The organism is Roseibium hamelinense, assembly GCF_007830545.1.
In the GTDB taxonomy this organism is placed as follows: Bacteria; Pseudomonadota; Alphaproteobacteria; order Rhizobiales; family Stappiaceae; genus Roseibium; species Roseibium hamelinense.
In genome coordinates, this window is sequence record NZ_VLLF01000012.1 from 19,080 (window position 1) to 39,786 (window position 20,707).

The following is a 20,707-nucleotide window of genomic DNA, read 5'->3' on the forward strand; positions in this document are numbered from 1 at the left end:
TTACCGTTTGGGCAATCGGGCAGGCGCCCGAAGACCAGACGGCACATCGCCGCGGAAAAGGGATCTGACCCAGCCAACCGCCCCAGAAATCCGTTCGGAGAGCGGTGGACATAATTCGTGATCGGGCATGCTCAAAGGTGCAAGGGCTGCCGGCATGGTCGAAACCGCAAGCCGGTTTGATGCTGGCTCACTCGGCAGGGTGTTTGCGAGAGTGTGTTGGCTCACGCTCATGTCAGGCCGCTCCACTGATACATCCAGGTTTCGGTCACATCCTCGCCGCCATCGGTAAGCGACAGAATGATTTCCACCGGCGTGTTTTTGTCATCGCGCCGTATGTCGACAATGAATCTCCAGGCGCCGCCTTCAATTCTTTGGAGCAGCATCTCCTGGGGTTCACCGAAACGAACGTTCAACCGGGGAGAAAGTTCCTTGTCGGCCCCCATCGCAGCCAGATTATCGCCGCCGAACTCGACCACGAATTTGCGCAGGTCCGGATCGGGGTCGGATGCCGCCGCGCCGCCATGTCCGGTGGCGGTGCGGATCACCCGCCCGAGTTCGGTGCCTGGCTCCGGATCCATACCCCAGATCATGCGGTATTCGAAACGGTGCTCCGAGCCCGCTTCAAGACCGCTTTCGGGTACCCAGAAGGCAACGATGTTGTCGTAGATTTCCTTATCGGCCGGGATTTCGGCAAGCATGACATGCCCAGGGCCCCAGTCCTTGACCGGCTCGATCCACAGCGACGGGCGCTTTTCGTAGCGCGCTTCGGTGTCCTGATAATGGTCGAAACTCCGGTCGCGCTGCAGCAGACCGAAGCCACGGGGGCCATTTTCCTCTAGAAAAGACAGGGACAATGTGTCCGGGTTGCGCAGCGGCCGCCATAGGCGCCTTCCGTCCTTGCGCAGCACCAGCATGCCGTCATTGTCATGCACCTCCGGGCGGTAGTCGTCAAAGCCGACCCGGTCATTTTCGCCGAACAGGAACATCGAGGTGAGCGGCGCGATCCCCAGCCGCGAAATCGTGGAGCGGATGAAGATGCGCGCATCAACATCCATCACGGTGTTGGCGCCCGGCTTGACAATGAACTTGTAGGCCCCGGTGACACTCTTGCTTTCCAGCTCCGCAAAAACGGTCAGCTCCGCATCGCCGTCCTGCGGCTTTTGCAAGTAGAACCTTGTAAACCGAGGAAACTCCTCCGGTCCGGAAATCGCCGTATCAACGGCCAAACCACGGGCGGACAGACCATAAACATTGGCCTTGCCCAGCGCTCGGAAGTAACTGCTGCCCAAGAACGCGATCAATTCATCATGGTATTCAGGCGTATTGAGCGGGTAATGCAGCCGGAAACCGGCAATACCTGGGAGCTGCATACCGTCGAATTTTTCTGCTTCCAGTGGCGCCCGGTATTCGAAATCCGCACTGGAAAACACCAGCGGGTTCACGCCTTCACCGGACACCTCGAAGAGCTCCACAGGCTGCTTGTACAGCCAGCCGGGATGAAACGCCTGCAGCTGGTAGTTTGAGGGACCACCGGCCCAAACGGCCCGGTCCGGCCGGTAGCGGATGGCGCGATGCTCATCATAGTCGAGCCCGGTCAAGACTTCGGGCAGGTCGACTTGTTCGGACCTATAGGCCTTTGCCGCCTTTTCCTGCATCTTTGCAGCAAGAGCTTCGAAGTCGAAAGGCTGAGAGGTTTCAATGGCTGCCGCTTTTGGCGCACCGGGCTCCTGCGCACGGGCAATTCCGCCTGTCGCGAGTGTTCCAGCACACAACGCGGTGGCGGCGAGAAATTTGCGTCGATCGATCACGTCGGTCGGTCACCCTGTTCGGTCTTGGTTGTTTTATTTTGGGGCAATAGGGCGCCGGACTACGGCAAAAATAAGAAAGAATCCAGACCTCTTGGCGGCAATTTTGCAAAGACAAGCAATTGTTATCAAATGTTAATTCGGATTCGGGCTGGCGATGGGCAGGACCGTAGCGTCTGCCTGCCTTCATTTCGTCACGCCGGAGCGCGAGGCATGATGGAAATACAATCGATCATGGCAAATCAAAGCCGCACCATGCAGCAACGGACCGTACCCGTGATCTTCTAAAGAAGTTTTTCGACATGATCGCCAATGGCGAGTGACGCTGTGAGGCCCGGTGATTCGATGCCAAACAGCGCCACGAGGCCGCCAACGCCATGCGCCTGCGGGCCATCGATGCGGAAGTCTGCGGCAGGCTCGCCCGGTCCGGTGATTTTGGGCCGGATCCCGGCGTAGTCCGGTTCCAGCGTCCCGTCTTCAAGCCCCGGCCAGTAGGACCGGATTGCCGCATAAAACCGGTCGCCACGCCCGGCGTTCACCTCAAAATCGGGCGCCTCGATCCATTCCACGTCCGGGCCAAAGCGTGCCTGGTGCTGCAGATCGAGCGTGAGGTGAACGCCCAAACCGCCGGGTTCCGGAACCGGGTAAATCAGTCTTGAAAAGGGCGATTTTCCGGTCAGCTTGAAATAGTTACCCTTGGCAAGATACGCCCTCGGCGGATCGGTGCCGGGGATCTGCGCGGCCAATCCGGTAGCCCCATGGCCTGCGCTGATCACAAGTTCACGGCAGCTGATTGCATAGTCCTCTTGACCTGCATCAGAGACGGTCACCTTGAAACCGTCCGCGGCGAGCAACCCAACTTCTTTGATGCGAGTATTGAGGACCACTTGCCCGCCATGCGCCTCCAGCTCCCCCTGCAGCGCGAGCATGAACCCGTGGCTGTCCAAAATACCGGTTGAAGGCGACAACAAGGCTCCGGCTGCATTTAGCTCAGGCTCCAGCGCCAGCGCGTCTTCCCGCGACAACAATTTAAGGTCATCTACGCCGTTGATCTCGGCCTGACGCTTGATCCGCGTCAGATCCGCCAGCTGATCCTCATGGGCGGCCACGATCAGCTTGGTGATGTTCTCATGGCCCACGCCATTCGTCCGCAGATACGGATACAGCAAGCGCTTGCCCTCGACGCACAGGCGGGCTTTCAAGCTTCCCGTCGGATAATAAATCCCGGCATGAATGACCTCGGAATTGCGGGCGCTGGTTTCAGATCCGATGATGTCGTGCTGTTCCAGCACCATCACCTGACGGCCAGATAGCGCCAGGGACCGGCCAATCGCCAATCCAACCGCCCCGGCGCCTATCACGATGGTTTCGATGTCATGCAAGGGACTTCTCCCACTTCAAGATCGCACTGGGCCGGTGAACGAACCGGGTGGCCTCTTTGGCCTTGAGCCGGAGTCCGGTCTCAGAGCCACAAAGCGTTCCACAGGACTGAAATTGCCAAGGTTCTTGAAAGAAGCGATCCCGGGTTACGCCGGTGTTCGCCGTGGATGACAGATTGTATCTCCATTCCGACGTGGGCCGCCCCGGGGCCGGCAACTATAGAGGCATAGCCCCGGATATGATCCGGGGCTGCCAGGCATTCGCCGTGAGGCCTCAGCCCCACCACTTTTCCGGTGTAAACGTCCCGGCGGCGTCTTCGATCACCTGCCCCATCTGGAACAGTGTGCTTTCATCAAACGGCTTGCCGATCAGCTGGAGGCCCAGCGGCAGACCATCTGAATCCAGACCGGCCGGAACAGAAATGCCCGGCAGGCCGGCCATGTTCACGGTCACCGTAAAAATATCCTGCATGTACATTTTCACCGGATCGGAATGCATTTCCTTGTCGCCGATGGCAAAAGCTGCCGATGGTGTTGCCGGGGTCAGAATGGCATCGACACCGTTTTGCCAGGCCAGGTCAAAGTCACGCTTGATCAGCGTCCGGACCTTCTGGGCCTTCAGGTAGTAGGCGTCATAATATCCGGCGGACAGCACGTAGGTGCCGATCAGGATCCGGCGCTTGACCTCGTCCCCGAAGCCTTCGGCACGGGTGTTTTCGTACATCTCGACAATGTCCTTGCCCGGCACACGCAGGCCATAGCGGACACCGTCATAACGCGCGAGATTGGACGAGGCTTCGGCTGGCGCCACAATGTAATACGCAGGCAGCGCATATTTCGTATGCGGCATGGCAATGTCGACGATTTCAGCTCCCGCGTCCTTCAGCCAGTCAATGCCCTTTTGCCACAACGCATCGATCTCGCCCGACATGCCGTCCACGCGGTATTCGGCCGGAATGCCAATCTTCAGGCCCTTTACGGATTTTCCGATAGCAGCTTCATAATCCGGCACTTCAATGTCGACCGAAGTCGTGTCTTTCGGGTCAACCGAGGCCATCGATTTAAGCAGGATCGCGCTGTCGCGCACCGTATGGGCGATCGGGCCCGCCTGATCGAGCGAAGAGGCGAACGCCACTGTGCCCCAACGCGAGCAACGGCCGTAAGTCGGCTTGATACCAACCGTTCCTGTCAGTGCAGCGGGCTGGCGGATCGACCCGCCCGTATCGGTCGCGGTTGCACCCATGCACAGGTTGGCGGCAACGGCGGATGCCGACCCGCCGGAAGAGCCGCCCGGCACCAGCGCCTCGTTGGAGCCCTTCTTGCGCCAAGGGTTGATCACGTTGCCATAGTAGGACGTCTCGTTCGAGGAGCCCATGGCAAACTCGTCCATGTTCAGCTTGCCGAGCATGACGGCGCCGTCTTCCCAAAGGTTGGCGGTGACAGTCGACTCGTATGACGGCTTGAACCCGTCGAGGATGTGCGAGCAGGCCTGTGTGTGAACGCCTTCCGTCGCGAACAGGTCTTTAACGCCAAGCGGAATGCCTTCCAGCGCCCCGCCCTCGCCCTTGGCCAGCTTGGCGTCTGATGCCTTGGCCAGCTCGCGGGCCTTTTCGGCTGTCACTGCGACGTAGGCATTGAGCGCCGCATTCGCCGCTTCGATGTTGCCGATGAACGCCTCAGTCAGCTCGGTGGACGTGTAGTCCTTGTTCTTTAGCCCGTCACGGGCCTCGGCAATGGTCAGTTTTGTAAGATCGGTCATTTTGTAATCCAAATCCGGGAGACATTGGCCGGAGGAGCCGTGGCTCACTCGACGACTTTCGGCACCATGAAAAAGTTGTCTTCGGACGCCGGAGCGTTTTGGGTCACGTCAGCCGACTTGCTGCCGTCAGTGACGCCATCTGCCCGTTTTTTCATGGTTTGCTCGACGACGGAGGTCAGCGGCTCGACGCCGTTGATATCGACTTCATCCAGCTGCTCGACGAACCCGAGGATGCCATTGAGCTCTCCGGTCATTTTGGTGGCTTGATCTTCGCTCACCTTGATGCGGGCGAGACGCGCCACGCGTTTTACGGTTTCAGTATCGACAGACATTCAGCGTTCCTCGATGACGATATGATGTGCTGCTTCTATCGCGGGAGGACCAGGAAGGTTCAAGTCCGCGGCACTGGCAACCCGCCAACAAATTGCATATACGGTCCCAATGAGGACCGGCATAAAAACAAACAGCACCCAAAGCCGCGGCCGGCCGGGGTCGGACGCGGTAACAGAACGTATTCAGGCCGCGGCCTTGGAGCTTCTGGCACAAAACCCGCCGGAGGACGTGGCGCTTTCGGATATCGCGGCCGCCGCCCGCACCAGCAAGCAGGCGCTCTACCGGCGCTGGCCGGACAAGGCGGCGCTCGTTATCGCTTGCATCGAAACCGGACTTGCCAGCCGCCCGCTCCCACCCCCCGAGCGGTCCAACGTGGCGCGGGATCTCTCCCGCCTGATGACAGCCGCTGCCAATACCCTGACCCGGACCTGCACAGGCCGTGCGCTGTTCAACACCCGGCGGCATACAGCCTATCAGGCTCCGGCGCGGCATTTTGAAGACACCCTGCGCTTTTCGGTCCGGCAATGCCTGATTGCGTCGTCATTCGAAAGCCACGCGGATCAGCGGGCCGATTTACTGATCGGCTGGCTTTGGCTGACCTGCGACGCAAAGCATCGCGCGGCGTCTTGGACGCTGTCCTCCGCCACCGATATGGAAGCTGAAATTGAAAAGGTTGTTTTTCTGGTGCTTGGCCTGGCACCGGCGGCGCCGGTGATCCGCTGATCAATCTGTTTTGGCAAGTGTGTGATGAGGCGTGATTGGCAATCGGAAACCGGAGCCCGCATTTGTTTTTGCGGATACCGCACACCCTGTCTGCTTCATCCGTTAGGAGATTTTGACCCATGAACCCGTTTTTGAAAACCGGCCTCAGCGCCCTCGCCCTGACTGTTGCCGTTTTTTCCGCACCAGCCTTTGCGGATGAGATCACCACCTTCGTCAAAGATGGCGCAGCTATCGGCGGCACGGACCCTGTGGCCTATTTCACCGAAGGCAAACCGGTCGCCGGCTCCAACGACTACACGTTTGAATATGACGACGTGACCTGGAAGTTCTCCTCTGCGGAGAATCGGGACAAGTTTGCCGCCGACCCGGCAAAATACGCTCCGCAATATGGCGGCTATTGTGCTTTTGGCCTCAGCAAAGGCTTCAAGGTTCCCGTTGTTCCGGAAGCCTGGAAAATCGTTGACGGCAAGCTTTACCTCAACAACAGCCTTGCTGTTCAAAAGCGATTTGAAAGCAACCAGTCCGAACTGATCAACCATGCAGATCTCAATTGGGATGTCGTTAAAGAAACGAAGCCGGAAGATATCAAAGAGCCGATCATCCGCTAGCCGATCCGCATCCTTCATCACAAAAAGCCCGCCTGTCTGGCGGGCTTTTTCGCGTTTGGCCGCAGACTCAAATGTCTATCGTCTCGCCTGGCTTCGGCAATTTGACCTTTGAGGCCGCATCGCCCAGCGCTTCGATGAACTTGTCTGCCGTCTGGTCGATGATCGGAAAGGAACCGAAGTGACACGGCACAATCGTGTCGAACATGAAATAGCGGTTACAGGCCAAGGCCGCGGCGCGCGCGCCCATGGTGAACCGGTCCCCGATCGGAACAAGGCCAACCTTCGGCGCATAAAGTTCGTTGATCAGCCCCATGTCGGAAAAGATGTCCGTATCCCCCATATGGAACAATACCGGCTCGTCCGGCGCTTCAATGACGACCCCGTGCGGATTGCCGAGATAAACCGCAATGCCGCCCTCGGTCTGCGTGGAAGACGAATGCTGCGCGGGGGTCATAACGACTTTGAACGGCCCGACGTCGACCATGCCGCCCGAATTCATCGGGTTGATGTTTTCGATGCCCTTCCCCCCGGCCCACATGCAAATCTCGAAATTTGCAGTCAGCTGGGCACCGGTTTTCTTCAAGATGTCGATACTGTCTCCGATGTGGTCATCATGTCCGTGAGTAAGAATCAGGTGTGTGACGCCTGCCGCCACGTCGTCCACCGACAGGTCAGACGGAAACGCGGGGTTTCCGGTCAAAAACGGATCGATCAGGATCGATGCGTCCTTGATCTCGACCTTGAATGCGGAATGCCCATACCAAGTCAGTGTCATGCAATCAGCCTCCGGAAATGAATTTGCGCTTTTTAAGATTGGCCACCATGCCACAAGGCTCAAGACCAGACCATGACCAGGACGGACACTTGCGGTATCCGGCCGGCACCATCGCTTCATAAAAGCGCTGCCCATCTGGTGCTTTCGCAAAGGGCCTGATAAAGCGCAGACCATGGCAACAGACTCGACCCTTTCGCTTGCGGACTTTCTGAAAGTCCTGCCGCGCAACACACGCCTGATCGGTCTCGATCTTGGCACAAAGACCATCGGACTTGCTCTGTCCGATCTCGGACGTGGCATTGCCTCGCCGATGGAGACCATCCGGCGCAAGAAATTCACCATTGATGCGGAGCAGCTGCTGTCCATCTGCGCCCGGCAGGAGGTCGGCGGCGTAGTGCTGGGACTGCCGCTGAACATGGACGGGACAGAAGGTCCGCGCGCTCAGGCAACCCGCGCTTTTGCCCGCAATCTCGCGCCCAAGTCGGACTTGCCGATCACACTGTGGGATGAGCGCCTGTCCACATCTGCCGTCACCCGCACGTTATTGGAAGCCGATTCAAGCCGTGCCAAACGCGCAGAAGTGGTAGACAAAATGGCGGCCGCTTATATTCTGCAAGGGTTTTTGGACCGGCTCGGCCACATGAGCGCCGCTGGCCGCCCCACCTTTGATGACCCGCCCGAGGCCGGCTAGTCCGGACCTGTTATGCTGACAACACTCAATGCCATTCTGCCGGTGATCCTGGTGATCGCGTCCGGACACGTCTTGGCCCGCAGCGGGCTGATCGGCCCCAACGACTGGCGCGGTATAGAGCGGCTTGCCTATTATCTTCTGTTTCCAGCGGTTCTGTTTCAAAAGATCGCCCTCCTAGACTTTGCATCGGTTCCCGCAGCGGCACTGAGCGCCACGCTGGTTGCTTCGATCGTGACGCTGGCGGTGCTGGTCATGGCGTTCCGGCCGGTTCTGGAAAAGGTCTGGGGCATTCCGGGCTACCGTTTCACGTCGATTTTTCAGGGAACCGTGCGCTGGAATGCGTTCGTGGCCCTCGCAATTGCTGACAGCTTGCTGGGGACCGAAGGGGTTGCCCTGATCGCAGTGGCAATGGCCGTGATGATCCCGCTGCTGAATGTCCTGTGCATTCTGGTCCTGTCCCACTATGCCAGCGCCGAACCGCCCACCCTGTCGAAAACGCTGAAGGATCTGGCGACCAACCCGTTCATTCTGTCGATCGGGGCCGGTCTACTGGTCAATGTGTTGTCGGTGCCGATCCCCGGTCTTCTGGACAACACACTGATCATCATCGGCAGCGCAGCACTGCCGGTCGGCATCATCTGCGTTGGCGCGGGGCTGGATCTGGCCTCCCTGCGCCGCCCCGGTCCGGCGCTCACCTCCGGCACGTTTATCCGCCTGTTGTTGATGCCCGTGGCGGGCGCAGCCTTTGCTTGGCTTTTCGGCATCACGGGAACAGCACTCACGGCTGTGATCATTGCCTTGTCCGTACCGGCGGCTAGCAACTCTTATCTGATGGCAAAACTGATGGGCGGAGATGCCAAACTCATGGCAGAAATCCTGACTCTGCAAACTCTCGCCGCTATCGTCACCATCCCGCTGATGATCTATTTTCTCGGTTAGCGGTGGACAGTTGAGGGCCCGGGCAATCGCGCCTTGTGAAACGGCTCGATTCCACCTATAGCCATGATCTCGATGAGCGATACAGCCCCCCATCGGATCAGCCCCTTTCCCCATCGCCATTTGCTGGGCATTGAAGGGCTCCAACCCCAGGACATTCTCGGCCTTTTGGACCGGGCGGAAGAAGCCGTTGAGGTCAGCCGCCAGGTCGAAAAGCGCAAGTCTGTCCTGAGCGGCCGCACGCAGATCAATCTGTTTTTCGAAGCCTCGACCCGTACGCAAAGCTCGTTCGAGTTGGCGGGTAAACGTCTCGGCGCAGACGTGATGAACATGGCGGTCTCCCAGTCCTCCGTGAAAAAGGGAGAAACCCTGATCGACACGGCGGCAACATTGAACGCGATGCACCCGGACCTTCTTGTCGTGCGCCACCACGCAGCGGGCGCTGTGCATCTTCTGGCCCGCAAGGTCGGCTGCTCGGTGGTCAATGCCGGGGACGGGCCGCACGAACACCCGACGCAGGCGCTTCTCGACGCTTTGACGATACGCCGCCACAAAGGCAAGATTGCCCGGCTGACAGTCGCGATTTGCGGCGATATTGCCCATTCGCGCGTCGCCCGGTCGAACATTATTCTCCTGAACGCGCTCGGCGCCCGGGTGCGGGTCATAGCCCCCTCCACATTGCTGCCCGGTGGCATCGACAAGATGGGCGTCGAGGTGTTCCGCGACATGCGCGAGGGCCTAAGGGACGCCGATATCGTCATGATGCTGCGGCTCCAGCGCGAACGCATGAACGGCGCCTTCATCCCGTCGGTGCGCGAGTATTACCGCTATTATGGCCTCGACCAGGAAAAGCTGGGCTATGCCCGCGACGATGCCTTGGTCATGCATCCTGGCCCGATGAACCGGGGCGTCGAGATTGATCCGGCGATTGCCGACGGCCCGCAAAGCCTGATCCGCGAACAGGTGGAAATGGGCGTGGCCGTGCGCATGGCCGTGCTTGAGGCGTTGGCCGCCCATCTGCCCAACCATCACTAGAGGACCCGACCGTGGCTGTTGACACACCCAAACCCCTCGTCCTCTCCAATGCGCGGGTGATCGATCCGGCGCGCAAACTCGATGCGCCGGGCTCGGTCATCATTGCCGACGGCACCATTCTGGCCGCCGGGCCGGAAGCGGCCAACCAGGGTTCGCCCTATGGCGCGGATATCATCGACTGCGCCGGCGCCATCGCCTGCCCCGGCCTCGTTGACATGTGCGTGTCTGTCGGCGAACCGGGCGCTGAACACCGTGAAACACTGGCCAGCGCCAGTGACGCCGCCGCCGCGGGCGGGGTCACCACGATCTGCACCATGCCGGAAACCGATCCGATCATTGATGATCCGGCCTTGGTTGACTTCATCCTGCGCCGGGCGCGCGACACGGCAACCGTCCATGTCCATCCGCTGGCAGCGCTGACCAAGGGCCTGCGCGGTGAGGAAATGACCGAAATCGGTCTGCTGAAGGAAGCCGGCGCCGTCGCCTTTACCAATGGCCACAAGTCGGTCCGGAACGCGCAGGTCATGCGCCGCATGCTGACCTATGCACGCGATTTCGATGCGCTGGTCATCCATCACACCGAGGACCCGGACCTTGCCGGCGGAGTGATGAATGCAGGCCTGAATGCCAGCTGGAAAGGCCTGTCCGGCGTGCCGCGCGAGGCGGAAATCATCATGATCGAACGCGATCTGCGGCTGGTCGGCATGTCGAAAGGCAAATACCACGCAAACCTGATCTCGACCTCCGACAGCGCCGATGCCGTCCGCGCAGGCAAAAAACGCGGGCTCGACATCACAGCGGGCGTGTCCATCAACCATCTGACGACCAACGAAAACGACATCGGGCCTTACAGGACCTTCTTCAAAATGTCGCCGCCGCTGCGCGATGAGGATGACCGTCAGGCTATGATCTCAGCGCTGGCCGACGGAACGATTGACATCATCGTCTCAAACCATGATCCGCAGGATGTGGAAACCAAACGCCACCCCTGGGCCGAAGCAGAAGACGGCGCAATCGGCTTGGAAACCCTGCTCGCCGCCGCTCTCAGGCTGTATCACGGCGAACAGATTGACCTCGTCCGGCTGCTTGCGGCCATGACCTGCAATCCGGCAAGCCGCCTCGGCCTGGATGCGGGAACGTTGGCCAGCGGTGCGCCAGCGGACGTTATTGTGTTTGATCCCGACCGCCCCTGGATCCTGGAAAAATCGGCGATCAAATCGCGCTCGAAAAACTCCCCCTTCGAAGATGCCCGCTTCTCGGGCCGGGTGCTCAGAACAGTGGTAGCCGGCAAGACGGTGTTTGACCGAGGGTAACGCCATTCGACCGGGCGTGCCGATTGCCAGAAGCGGTGCGCAGCCTACTTTCTTGGGTGACAGCCTGGCCCGGGAGATCGGCGTGCGTCTTGTACTAGCTCTTATTCTTTGCGTGCAGTGTTCAAATGCCCATGCAGTTGGCGATGAGGATGACTACGCGCCGCCCCGGCCCTCTGAAACAACACGGGATTGCGCCGACGGGACGGTGTGGGACGCCGAGCGCGAGAGCTGCGTCGATCCCGACGAGACGACGAATGACCGCAAGACCATGATGCGCGACGTGAGAGAACTGGCCTATGCAGGCCGGTATCAAGACGCCGCGGCCTTGCTCGACCGTCTGCCGCATAATGACCCGTTTGTGCTGACCTATCGCGGCTTTATTGCAAGAAAGCACGGCGATCAGATCAGCGCGAACAAATACTACACGGCCGCAATCACCGCCGATCCCGACAACCTGCTCGCCAGGTCCTATATGGGTCAGGGTTTTGTAGAAGCCGGACGGCTGGATGCGGCCTTGATACAACTGTCCGAAATCCTGAAGCGCGGCGGTCGGGAGACCTGGCCCGCGTTTTCACTCCGCTCAGCGCTGAAAAGCGGCAAGGGTTTCAACTACTGACGTACATGCGTGTTGCAGAACACCGCGTTCGGTTGGCTTGAATTTGTCGCTTGGCCGGACACTGCCAAGTTCAACAGCCATACGACACGTTTTCCGGCACCACCCCACAACCAGTCCGGCCGAAACACCGCCGCCACCCAAACCGGATTACAGCTGGAAACCGCATGCGACGGTTGATGACCACCACCGCCGCACCCGCCGTTGGGAATGCGGATTCCTTCAGCGGACAGGGCCGCATGTAACCAGATCACAGAGACAATTTCCGACAGGATCGTTTTAACCCGGCACACCAATATCCGGCCCAGCCGCTACACCCCGTGCCACAAAACCTGCCGGGATAGCAGGCCGCTGCGCCGTCTTGGCCCTTCACACTCTGAAAGGCGCAATCACGCGTAAGGCGCCACAGCGCTCATAGAATTGAAAACGCTCAAGCACCTGCCGCGATTGCGTCCGCCGATTTGCTCTACACAAGCATCGCTTTTTTACTTTGCGTCAAAATGTGAACGAAAGCCTCTTGTTTACTGACCTCTCTTGGTGCCTGCAAATTTTCAGCGATATAATATTTGTCTGATTGTTGGTTATTCGTTTTTACTTTGGAAACCCCGCATCTGCGCGACAGGTCCGCCGACATGTTTCCCAGTATCGCACCATATGCTTCGTGGTGACTTCCCAAAAAAGACTTCATATCGTTGCTATTCATCGACCCAAGCTGTTTCGAACCGTCAATCTTGTTCAACGCATCGGCAATATTTTGCGCGCCCTTTTTTGCTTTGGCGTGATTGTAGATAAAACCGCCAGGCGAAACCTCATATCCAGCGGGCGTGTTGACAGTCTGAGGATCAAAGCGAACGCTTCCCCATTTCTTTACCCCTGAAAAATCGAAGTTGGACAGATTCACCCCAGTAACAATAGTATTTTTATACCTATTTAAGTCGTCCGGAAGCTTGAAATTGGCAACAGAATGAAGACTGCCAGGTAAAAGTTTCGAAAGCCGCTTTACAGTAAAAGGCGTGGAAATACTCTTGATCTGGTTTTGCTTGTTTTTGAAGCTCCCAAGCGCATTTTCCGGTTTGAATGGGGGCGCGACAGCCATCTGCAAAAAGCGCATCTTCTGACCGTTGTTCATTTCAAGCTCGACAACTTTGGAGTCTTCAAGCCTGCCCTCATTGAGAATTTGCTGCAGAGGCGACACCTCGTAATTGTAGACACTCTCAAAGTATTTTTTTGTAGATTTTTTACTACCACCATTCATGAAATCATACAGAGTATGGTCTTTACCATCCTTGTAATGTTTGACGATCCCGTCATGGTCATATTTCTGTTCGCTGCTTTCCATGAATGATTTCACATGTCCGGAGTCGATCGGGCCTTTGAAATGCTCATTCGGAAGCGGAATCAAGGCTATACCTCCGCGTTCATGAAGCATGTTGAAAGTAAGCATGTATTCCGGTCGGCGTTTACCGGCTTCAAAATCATTTTGATCATCTTTGTCCGGAGCCCTCAGTATATGAGCCAGGCCGGTCACAATAGCCGCCGGCTTGGAACTGCTCCTTCCATAACTGTAGGCGTTGTTAAACGCGGCCAAATAGCTGCGTTCCTCGCCGTTTTTAATCTCGGTATCGGTTTTTATACTTGCACCATTGAAGAATTGTGTTTTCACCCCAGTCTTGCTGACCGAATCCAATGCATTTGTATGGCCCGGTGTATTCTTTGTATCCGGGCAGTCTTCGGCCCAGGCTTTCCCAACAATTCCGCGGTTTGCGAGAGAGGTCAAAACATCGTAGGAGAAATCCAGACCGTGAATATCGCCAATCAAAACAACATTGGCGGCCTTATGGCGGGCCGAAAAACCGGCGATGTCTGACTGAACACCTGCCCAGTCCCCTCCGCGGTTTTTCACCTTACTCGGCTCATAGTCTGGCAGTCCGGGTCCAAACTCGCCCGGTTCGAACATTGTATAGTTTTGGATATCAAATGCAGTGGGAATTAAAGGGCGTTTTCCGAGCTGAATGCTGTTTTCGTATTTTTTTGCAATATCAATAAGTAGTTTTCCGTTTTTACTGCCTTTTGAGGGCTTCTGATCTTTTTGAATATCGAGACACAATGTCTTTAATTTACAATGCAGCAGATCAATTTCCGACGAAGTTAAAGCAATCAGTTTGTTTTCGTTATTTTTTTTACATAAAATATCCGGGTTTTTTGGATCGGTGAAAACCTCTAGCTTCGCAGCATCAAGCAGCGCAGGATGTGCGGTCAAAATATCCCTTGCTTTTTGAATTTCCGCCGATTTTTTGAAGAACGTAAGCTTTATGCTGCATATGCTATTTACGCTGGCCATAATGGCCTTATCGGTGTTAAAGCCAAATTGACCCAGCGTTTTCGACTGTCTGGCATATTTCTTTTGAACGCCATCAAAGTTATTCAAGACGACTTTCGATTTTGCGATCTTTACGTTGTTTTTCGGAAAAACCATCCCGGTTTTTGGAATATTGGAAATACCATGTGCGGACGAATTGATTTTTGAGGCATTTAGCCCATCAGGTAGCTTTGCCATTAGGCAAACTTCTCCTCTCGAGTATTAACGACATGCCCAAGGGGACCCTGCATCCGCCGCAATGGATCGTCCGCGATACTGGGAAAATTAGGAAATAGAGCAGACCTATTTCGTCATAACCATTCTGTATTTGCGAAGTGTTCCTTAGGGTAAAACAAGATCGGTCTCTTTTGGAATGTCGCGCCCGTCCAAGCCCCATCGCGTTGAGACAGCGCTCCGTTCAGGGCCGACTGCTCAACCATCTTCTCAAGGCCCGGAACCGCGCATCAGGAAGACTGCAGGCAACCAGCAGGGTTATCGAAGTTGTCCGAACACGGTTCAGCAGTGTTTCATTTTCACGGCGGGAGAGACGAAAACTTCCCAGTTTCGCGCCCTGCCCTAGAACTGGTCATGCAGCCGGATCTGGTTGCCTGACCGGAACACGTAGGATTGGACAGCACATGAAAGCCCTCGCACTCGCCGCCGCCTTCGCCGCCCTCAGCACCGGAGCCTTTGCCGCCGAACTTGCTTCGGGCGAAGCGATCACAGCGGCAATTTCAGGAAAAACCGTTCAGGGCAGCATGAGCGATAGCGGCGCTTACACCGAGTTCTATGCCGCGGACGGCACGATCCGGGGCAATGGCTACACCGGCACCTGGACGGTCAGTGACGATGAAATGTGCTTCGCCTATGGTGAGGAACCAAGCTGCTGGGGTGTCGTGCTGGACGGCACCAGCGTGTCATGGATCAAAGATGGCAAAACCGGCGGGACCGGCACGATTGTCGACGGCAATCCAAACGGATTTTAAGATCCGGCCTGGCTGAGTACGGGTAAGGCGCCGATTGGAAATAAGATATGTCCAGGCGCTTTTGTTGTGCCGGGAACCCGATGGTTGCCGGATGATTTTGCTGATCGGGCCGAAGCCTCGCTGCTGCGGCCCGTTTGGTAGGACTGGCATGGCATCTTCCTGACCACTTGGCGGGATACCGGCTTCATCCAGTTTTCTCTCCCCACAGGCCTTGGGACCAGCAGATTCTCGAAGCCGGTCGCCTCTGTGTGGCGCTGGCTCCAAAGCGGCCCCCGTTTAATGCCGTTTCCCGCGACGCCGCCTCGATGAAAGAGATCACATATCTTGATCGCTCCCATTTGCTCGCCATTGGAATCAGCGAACGGCTCTTGGTCATCCTTTTTATGAATGGCCCCAGAAGACGCCGTGATCGTGAACCCAGAGGGGGCGGTGATTTTTGATCTGATCTTCGAGCTGGTTTTTCGTTTTTCGGTCGGCAGGACCTCGTCTGCGCAGGAAGGCTCGGACATCGATTTTTCCGGTAATTGCTGCTGACAAGACGCTGTGGGCCAAGGCGCCTTGTTCGTGGATCGATGTTGATGAAACGGGCGGCCCGTGGCATGACGAAGCCCTTCGCCCGCGCCGCCTCTTCACCGCACCGAGCGGCCGATGCCTGGAGAGAAAAACAAAAATGCCTGATCCGATCAGTTGGGAATTCGCCTGGCCCTATTATCTCGCGGCCCTCGCCTTTGGATACCTTTGCGGATCGATCCCGTTCGGCCTGGTCCTAACGAAAGCGGCTGGCCATGGTGACATTCGCAAGATTGGCTCGGGCAATATCGGCACCACAAACGTGCTGCGGACCGGCAACAAGAAACTGGCGGCGGCAACCCTTCTGGGTGATGCGCTGAAGGGCACGCTTGCGGTGGTGCTGGTCAATTATCTCTATGGCTTGGAAATGGCGCTGGTCACGGGGCTCGGCGCGTTTCTCGGGCACCTGTTTCCGGTTTGGCTGCGGTTCAAGGGCGGCAAGGGTGTTGCGACCTATTTGGGCATCCTGATCGGGGTCTTTTGGCCGATGGGGCTGCTATTCGCGCTGATCTGGGTCGGTGTCGCCTTTGCGGTCCGCTATTCCTCGCTGTCCGCCTTGACGGCAAGCCTGTTAACGCCGCTGATCCTCTATCTGGGCTTTCAACAGGTTCAAATGGCAGAGTTGTTCGGGTTATTATCGCTCTTGCTTTGGGCAAAACATCATGAAAACATCGGGCGACTGCTGACAGGCAAGGAAAGCAAAATCGGCTCGAAATCAAAAGCCCCTTCCCCTGGCGAGGCCGGGTGAGCGGCGCGACGGACCAGACTAAAACACCCAGCCTTTCCACGGCTCAGCGCCTTGCATGGCTCCGGCTAATACGCTCCGAAAACGTTGGCCCGCACACGTTCCGGGATCTGGTAAACCATTTTGGGTCGGCAGAAACGGCGCTGGACGCCCTGCCTGACCTGTCGAAAAAAGGTGGCAAAACCCGAATTCGCGTGTGTCCTGTCAGCGAAGCGGAAGCCGAGCTTGACGCCCATGACAGGTTCGGCGCCCGGCTGGTTGCCATGGGCGAGCCGGATTACCCGTCGCATCTGCGCCATGTCGACGGGCCGCCGCCGCTGTTGTCCGTTGTTGGCGGCGATGTGCTTCGCCTGCCAAAGACCATTGCTATCGTGGGCGCGCGCAATGCCTCCTTGTCCGGACGAAAGCTTGCAGGCCAGATTTCGCAGGATCTTGGATCGGAAGGTTTCGTGATCGTGTCGGGTCTTGCCCGCGGCATTGATGCGGCAGCGCATGAGGCCGCGCTTGCCAGCGGCACAGTCGCCGCCTTTGCCGGCGGAATAGACGTGCTTTACCCGCCCGAACACGGTCAGTTGCTCGCACAGATTCTGAAAATGGGCGGCAACGCGATCAGCGAAATGCCGATCGGCTGGAAACCGCGCGGCCGCGACTTTCCGAGGCGCAACCGGCTGATTTCGGGAATGGCGCTCGGCGTTGTTATCATCGAGGCGGCCAAGGGATCCGGCTCGCTGCACACTGCGCGCTTTGCCCTTGAGCAAAACCGCGAGATCTTCGCCGTGCCGGGTTCACCGCTCGACCCGCGCTCGGAAGGCGCCAACACGCTCATCCGTCAGGGCGCCATGCTAATCCGCCATGCGGGCGATGTTCTGGAAGCGCTGAGCGGGCGCATTGCGCCTGAACTCCCGTTTGACCAGACCTTCCAGTCCGGGGCGAGCAGCGATGGCTATGAGGCAAGCGAGCCGACAGACAAAGCGCGCGAAAAAATCATCTCGGCGCTCGGCCCCACACCTGTGGAACTGGATGAACTTATCCGGTTTTCCGAAGAACCGGCACGCGTCGTTCATATCATCCTGCTGGAGCTGGAACTGGCCGGGCGCCTCGAACGCCACCGTGGACAACGGGTCTCTCTTTTGTATTGATCAAGAGCGAAACCGAACCGTCACTTGACCGGCGCTGAGCAAAGGTCCATTTGACACGCGGCCTCTGATCCTAGATCGTCTCGGGCCATAACAACACTTTTAATCGCCGGAAAGTGCCGTCATTGCGTGCCTTCCGGCCTTGTGCATTTTGGGTACTGATGAACATCGTCATTGTGGAATCGCCGGCAAAAGCCAAGACGATCAACAAATATCTTGGCTCCGATTATCAGGTGCTCGCCTCTTACGGCCATGTAAGGGACCTGCCGCCGAAAGACGGATCGGTGAAGCCGGATGAAGACTTCGCCATGAGCTGGCAGGTGGATTCCAAATCCCAAAAACGCCTTTCCGAAATCGCAAGCGCCGTCAAAGACGCCGACAAGCTCATTCTCGCGACCGACCCCGACCGCGAAGGCGAAGCCATTTCCTGGCACGTACTTGAGGTTCTGACGAAAAAGCGGGTTCTGAAGGACAAACCGGTTCAGCGTGTGGTCTTCAATGCCATCACCAAACAGGCGATCTTGGAAGCGATGGACAATCCGCGCGACCTCGACACGCCCCTGGTCGATGCCTATCTGGCGCGCCGCGCGCTCGACTATCTGGTCGGTTTCACCCTTTCGCCGGTTCTGTGGCGAAAACTGCCCGGCGCGCGCTCGGCCGGCCGGGTCCAGTCGGTTGCCCTGCGCCTGATTTGTGACCGCGAAATGGAAATCGAGGTCTTCAAGCCGCAGGAATACTGGTCGATCCTTGCCAATCTGAAGACACCGGGCGGCGACGGCCTGCAGGCCGGTCTGACCGGGTTTGACGGCAAGAAGATCAACAGGCTCGACATCACCACTGAGGCCGATGCGACCCGCATCAAGACCATGCTGGAGAGCGCCGACTTCACGGTTGACAGCGTTGCCTCGAAGCCGGCCAAGCGCAACCCGGCTGCGCCTTTCACCACATCGACGCTGCAGCAGGAAGCCTCGCGCAAACTTGGCTTTTCCGCGTCCCGCACCATGCAGGTGGCGCAAAAGCTTTATGAGGGCATCGCGATCGGCGGCGAAACCTCCGGCCTGATCACCTATATGCGGACCGATGGCGTGCAAATCGCCAATGAAGCTATCGAGGCCGCCCGGCAGGTGATCGGCGACGATTTCGGCAGCAAATATGTTCCGGAAAAGCCGCGCCTTTATTCGTCCAAGGCCAAAAACGCACAGGAAGCTCACGAAGCGGTCCGGCCAACCGACCTGACGCGCCGTCCAAAGGATGTTGCTCCGTTCCTCGACCAGGACCAGGCCAAGCTTTATGAGCTGATCTGGAAGCGGACGATGGCCAGTCAGATGGAATCTGCTGTTCTGGAGCGGACCACGATCGAGATCGTTGCCAAGGGGTCCGGCAAGTCGGCAACCCTGCGCGCTACCGGTTCTGTCGTGCGTTTCGACGGCTTCTTTGCGCTGTATCAGGAAAGCCGCGATGATGAAGAGGATGAAGCCTCCAAGCGCTTGCCTGCAGTGGATAAAGGCGCAGCCCTGACCGCTGCCGCAGTCGATGGCACTTCGGCCCCGATCGAGGCCAGCCAACACTTCACCACCCCGCCCCCGCGCTACACCGAAGCAAGTCTTGTCAAAAAGATGGAAGAGCTCGGCATTGGGCGCCCGTCCACTTACGCCTCCACGCTGCAGACGCTGCGCGACCGCGAGTATGTCGAGCTGGAAAAGAAACAGCTTGTCCCGCAGGACAAGGGCCGGATCGTTACCGCGTTTCTTGAGAGCTTCTTCAACCGCTATGTCGAGTTCGACTTCACTGCCAGTCTGGAAGAACAGCTCGACAAGATTTCAGCAGGCGAGCTGTCCTGGAGAGATGTCTTGCGCGATTTCTGGACCCAGTTCTCCGGCAATGTCGATGACATCAAGGACCTGCGCGTTGCCCAGGTGATCGACGCGCTTAACGAATTGCTCGGGCCCCATATTTTCCCGCCCAAGGAAGACGGAACCGATCCGCGCAAATGCCCGTCCTGTTCTGATGGCCAGCTATCCCTGAAGGTCAGCCGCTTTGGTGCCTTCATCGGTTGCTCGAACTATCCCGAATGCAGTTTCACCCGCCAGCTGGCAAAACCGGGCGAAGGGGATGGCGATGCAGCCGCAGATGGCCCGAAAGTGCTTGGCCAGGACCCGGAAACCGGATTGGATGTGTCCTTGCGCACGGGCCGTTTCGGTCCTTATGTCCAGCTCGGCGAGGAAGCCAAACCGAAACGGTCGTCGCTGCCGAAAGGTTGGTCTGCTGCCGATCTCGATCTGGAAAAGGCGCTGCAACTTCTCTCTTTGCCACGTGAAGTTGGCCCGCATCCGGAAGACGGCAAGATTATCACGGCCGGTATCGGCCGTTACGGGCCATTCGTGCTACACGAAGGCACCTATGCCAACCTGTCATCCCCCGACGAGGTTTTTTCAGTCGGAATCAATCGCGCTGTTGATGCCTTGGCTGAAAAGCGTTCCAAGGGCGGCGGGCGGCGCGGTGCTGCTGCAACACCGTTGAAAGAATTGGGCGAACATCCCGAAGAAGGCGGTCCGGTCAACGTCTATGACGGGCGTTACGGCCCGTATGTCAAACACGGCAAAATCAATGCGACGCTGCCGAAGGACAGTGACCCAAAGGAGATCACGCTTGAACAGGCCGTGCAGCTGATCGCGGACAAGGCTGCCAAGGGCGGCGGCAAAAAGAAGACAGCGGCAAAAAAGGCTCCTGCCAAGAAAACGGCATCCAAAAAGGCTGCGGACGGCGACGCCAAACCCGCAGCAAAGAAGACGGCAGCTAAAAAACCGGCGGCAAAAAAGACAGCCACCAAAAAAGCTGCGGCAAAAGCTGAGGTCGACACGTCTGCGGATGCGGTGCCCTGGGACGACGCGTCTTGAGTGCCAAACGCATCAATCCGCGAAAGCATTCCAACCGCGCCCAC

General features: G+C 57.9%; 18 protein-coding genes. 11 read left to right on the forward strand and 7 right to left on the reverse strand.

All coding sequences use genetic code 11. The annotated features are described in order from the left end of the window. From JM93_RS19880 to gatC, 5 genes are all read right to left on the reverse strand, one after another. The gene (locus tag JM93_RS19880) at positions 1 to 231 is read right to left on the reverse strand and encodes a hypothetical protein (protein WP_145347124.1); all 231 of its coding nucleotides are present in this window, start codon (positions 229 to 231) and stop codon (positions 1 to 3) included. Beyond that, on the reverse strand, positions 228 to 1,808 hold the full coding sequence (locus JM93_RS19885; RefSeq protein WP_145347126.1) for an OpgD/OpgG family glucan biosynthesis protein: 1,581 nt from the start codon (positions 1,806 to 1,808) through the stop codon (positions 228 to 230). Before JM93_RS19885 ends, JM93_RS19880 begins: the two co-directional genes overlap by 4 nt. A gap of 281 nt (positions 1,809 to 2,089) precedes the next feature. After that, on the reverse strand, positions 2,090 to 3,187 hold the full coding sequence (locus tag JM93_RS19890) for an NAD(P)/FAD-dependent oxidoreductase (protein WP_145347128.1): 1,098 nt from the start codon (positions 3,185 to 3,187) through the stop codon (positions 2,090 to 2,092). Between the two features lie 271 nt (positions 3,188 to 3,458). Further along, complete coding sequence (gene gatA, locus JM93_RS19895) at positions 3,459 to 4,943, reverse strand: Asp-tRNA(Asn)/Glu-tRNA(Gln) amidotransferase subunit GatA (RefSeq protein WP_145347130.1); 1,485 nt, start codon at positions 4,941 to 4,943, stop codon at positions 3,459 to 3,461. Positions 4,944 to 4,987: 44 nt separating this feature from the next. Continuing rightward, entirely contained in the window at positions 4,988 to 5,275 is a 288-nt protein-coding gene (gene gatC, locus JM93_RS19900; protein ID WP_145347132.1) for an Asp-tRNA(Asn)/Glu-tRNA(Gln) amidotransferase subunit GatC, read from the reverse strand. Between the two features lie 109 nt (positions 5,276 to 5,384). Here gatC and JM93_RS19905 point away from each other — a divergent pair, with 109 nt between their 5' ends. Then, entirely contained in the window at positions 5,385 to 5,999 is a 615-nt protein-coding gene (locus tag JM93_RS19905) for a TetR/AcrR family transcriptional regulator (RefSeq protein WP_145347134.1), read from the forward strand. Positions 6,000 to 6,118: 119 nt separating this feature from the next. Beyond that, on the forward strand, positions 6,119 to 6,607 hold the full coding sequence (locus JM93_RS19910; protein WP_145347136.1) for a YHS domain-containing (seleno)protein: 489 nt from the start codon (positions 6,119 to 6,121) through the stop codon (positions 6,605 to 6,607). A gap of 67 nt (positions 6,608 to 6,674) precedes the next feature. On the opposite strand, the gene JM93_RS19915 is transcribed toward JM93_RS19910, so the two are convergent. Further along, on the reverse strand, positions 6,675 to 7,382 hold the full coding sequence (locus tag JM93_RS19915; protein ID WP_145347139.1) for a metal-dependent hydrolase: 708 nt from the start codon (positions 7,380 to 7,382) through the stop codon (positions 6,675 to 6,677). Positions 7,383 to 7,554: 172 nt separating this feature from the next. On the opposite strand from JM93_RS19915, the gene ruvX reads away from it, so the two are divergent. From ruvX to JM93_RS19940, 5 genes are all read left to right on the forward strand, one after another. Next, complete coding sequence (gene ruvX / locus JM93_RS19920; RefSeq protein ID WP_145347141.1) at positions 7,555 to 8,073, forward strand: Holliday junction resolvase RuvX; 519 nt, start codon at positions 7,555 to 7,557, stop codon at positions 8,071 to 8,073. A 12-nt stretch (positions 8,074 to 8,085) separates the two neighbouring features. Next, positions 8,086 to 9,012, forward strand: coding sequence for an AEC family transporter (locus JM93_RS19925; RefSeq protein ID WP_145347142.1), 927 nt, complete (start codon positions 8,086 to 8,088; stop codon positions 9,010 to 9,012). A gap of 72 nt (positions 9,013 to 9,084) precedes the next feature. Then, positions 9,085 to 10,044, forward strand: coding sequence for an aspartate carbamoyltransferase catalytic subunit (locus JM93_RS19930; protein ID WP_145347144.1), 960 nt, complete (start codon positions 9,085 to 9,087; stop codon positions 10,042 to 10,044). Positions 10,045 to 10,055: 11 nt separating this feature from the next. Further along, entirely contained in the window at positions 10,056 to 11,357 is a 1,302-nt protein-coding gene (locus tag JM93_RS19935; RefSeq protein WP_145347146.1) for a dihydroorotase, read from the forward strand. Positions 11,358 to 11,439: 82 nt separating this feature from the next. Continuing rightward, positions 11,440 to 11,973: a tetratricopeptide repeat protein gene (locus JM93_RS19940; protein WP_145347148.1), complete on the forward strand. Its 534-nt coding sequence runs from the start codon at positions 11,440 to 11,442 to the stop codon at positions 11,971 to 11,973. Positions 11,974 to 12,436: 463 nt separating this feature from the next. Here JM93_RS19940 and JM93_RS19945 read toward each other — a convergent pair whose 3' ends face one another. Continuing rightward, positions 12,437 to 14,527, reverse strand: a complete 2,091-nt coding sequence (locus JM93_RS19945) for a hypothetical protein (RefSeq protein ID WP_145347150.1) — start codon at positions 14,525 to 14,527, stop codon at positions 12,437 to 12,439. A gap of 440 nt (positions 14,528 to 14,967) precedes the next feature. Here JM93_RS19945 and JM93_RS19950 point away from each other — a divergent pair, with 440 nt between their 5' ends. The 4 genes from JM93_RS19950 to topA all read left to right on the forward strand — a co-directional run bounded on the left by JM93_RS19950 (position 14,968) and on the right by topA (position 20,663). Then, entirely contained in the window at positions 14,968 to 15,315 is a 348-nt protein-coding gene (locus JM93_RS19950; protein ID WP_145347152.1) for a hypothetical protein, read from the forward strand. A gap of 670 nt (positions 15,316 to 15,985) precedes the next feature. Then, positions 15,986 to 16,633, forward strand: coding sequence for a glycerol-3-phosphate 1-O-acyltransferase PlsY (gene plsY, locus JM93_RS19955; protein ID WP_145347155.1), 648 nt, complete (start codon positions 15,986 to 15,988; stop codon positions 16,631 to 16,633). Beyond that, positions 16,630 to 17,769 carry a DNA-processing protein DprA gene (gene dprA, locus JM93_RS19960; protein ID WP_145347157.1) on the forward strand — a complete coding sequence of 380 codons (1,140 nt, stop codon included), beginning with the start codon at positions 16,630 to 16,632 and terminating at the stop codon, positions 17,767 to 17,769. Before plsY ends, dprA begins: the two co-directional genes overlap by 4 nt. 158 nt (positions 17,770 to 17,927) lie before the next feature. Continuing rightward, entirely contained in the window at positions 17,928 to 20,663 is a 2,736-nt protein-coding gene (topA, locus tag JM93_RS19965) for a type I DNA topoisomerase (RefSeq protein WP_145347159.1), read from the forward strand. Positions 20,664 to 20,707 lie beyond the last annotated feature (44 nt).

Bases quoted from the DNA above. Each gene is read 5' to 3' on its own strand.
- JM93_RS19915 (WP_145347139.1), bottom strand. From the start codon at position 7,382: ATGACACTGACTTGGTATGGGCATTCCGCATTCAAGGTCGAGATCAAG.
- gatA (WP_145347130.1), bottom strand. From the start codon at position 4,943: ATGACCGATCTTACAAAACTGACCATTGCCGAGGCCCGTGACGGGCTA.
- JM93_RS19925 (WP_145347142.1), top strand. From the start codon at position 8,086: ATGCTGACAACACTCAATGCCATTCTGCCGGTGATCCTGGTGATCGCG.
- JM93_RS19950 (WP_145347152.1), top strand. From the start codon at position 14,968: ATGAAAGCCCTCGCACTCGCCGCCGCCTTCGCCGCCCTCAGCACCGGA.
- gatC (WP_145347132.1), bottom strand. From the start codon at position 5,275: ATGTCTGTCGATACTGAAACCGTAAAACGCGTGGCGCGTCTCGCCCGC.
- ruvX (WP_145347141.1), top strand. From the start codon at position 7,555: ATGGCAACAGACTCGACCCTTTCGCTTGCGGACTTTCTGAAAGTCCTG.
- JM93_RS19880 (WP_145347124.1), bottom strand. From the start codon at position 231: ATGAGCGTGAGCCAACACACTCTCGCAAACACCCTGCCGAGTGAGCCA.
- JM93_RS19945 (WP_145347150.1), bottom strand. From the start codon at position 14,527: ATGGCAAAGCTACCTGATGGGCTAAATGCCTCAAAAATCAATTCGTCC.
- JM93_RS19910 (WP_145347136.1), top strand. From the start codon at position 6,119: ATGAACCCGTTTTTGAAAACCGGCCTCAGCGCCCTCGCCCTGACTGTT.
- JM93_RS19905 (WP_145347134.1), top strand. From the start codon at position 5,385: ATGAGGACCGGCATAAAAACAAACAGCACCCAAAGCCGCGGCCGGCCG.
- plsY (WP_145347155.1), top strand. From the start codon at position 15,986: ATGCCTGATCCGATCAGTTGGGAATTCGCCTGGCCCTATTATCTCGCG.
- topA (WP_145347159.1), top strand. From the start codon at position 17,928: ATGAACATCGTCATTGTGGAATCGCCGGCAAAAGCCAAGACGATCAAC.
- JM93_RS19930 (WP_145347144.1), top strand. From the start codon at position 9,085: ATGAGCGATACAGCCCCCCATCGGATCAGCCCCTTTCCCCATCGCCAT.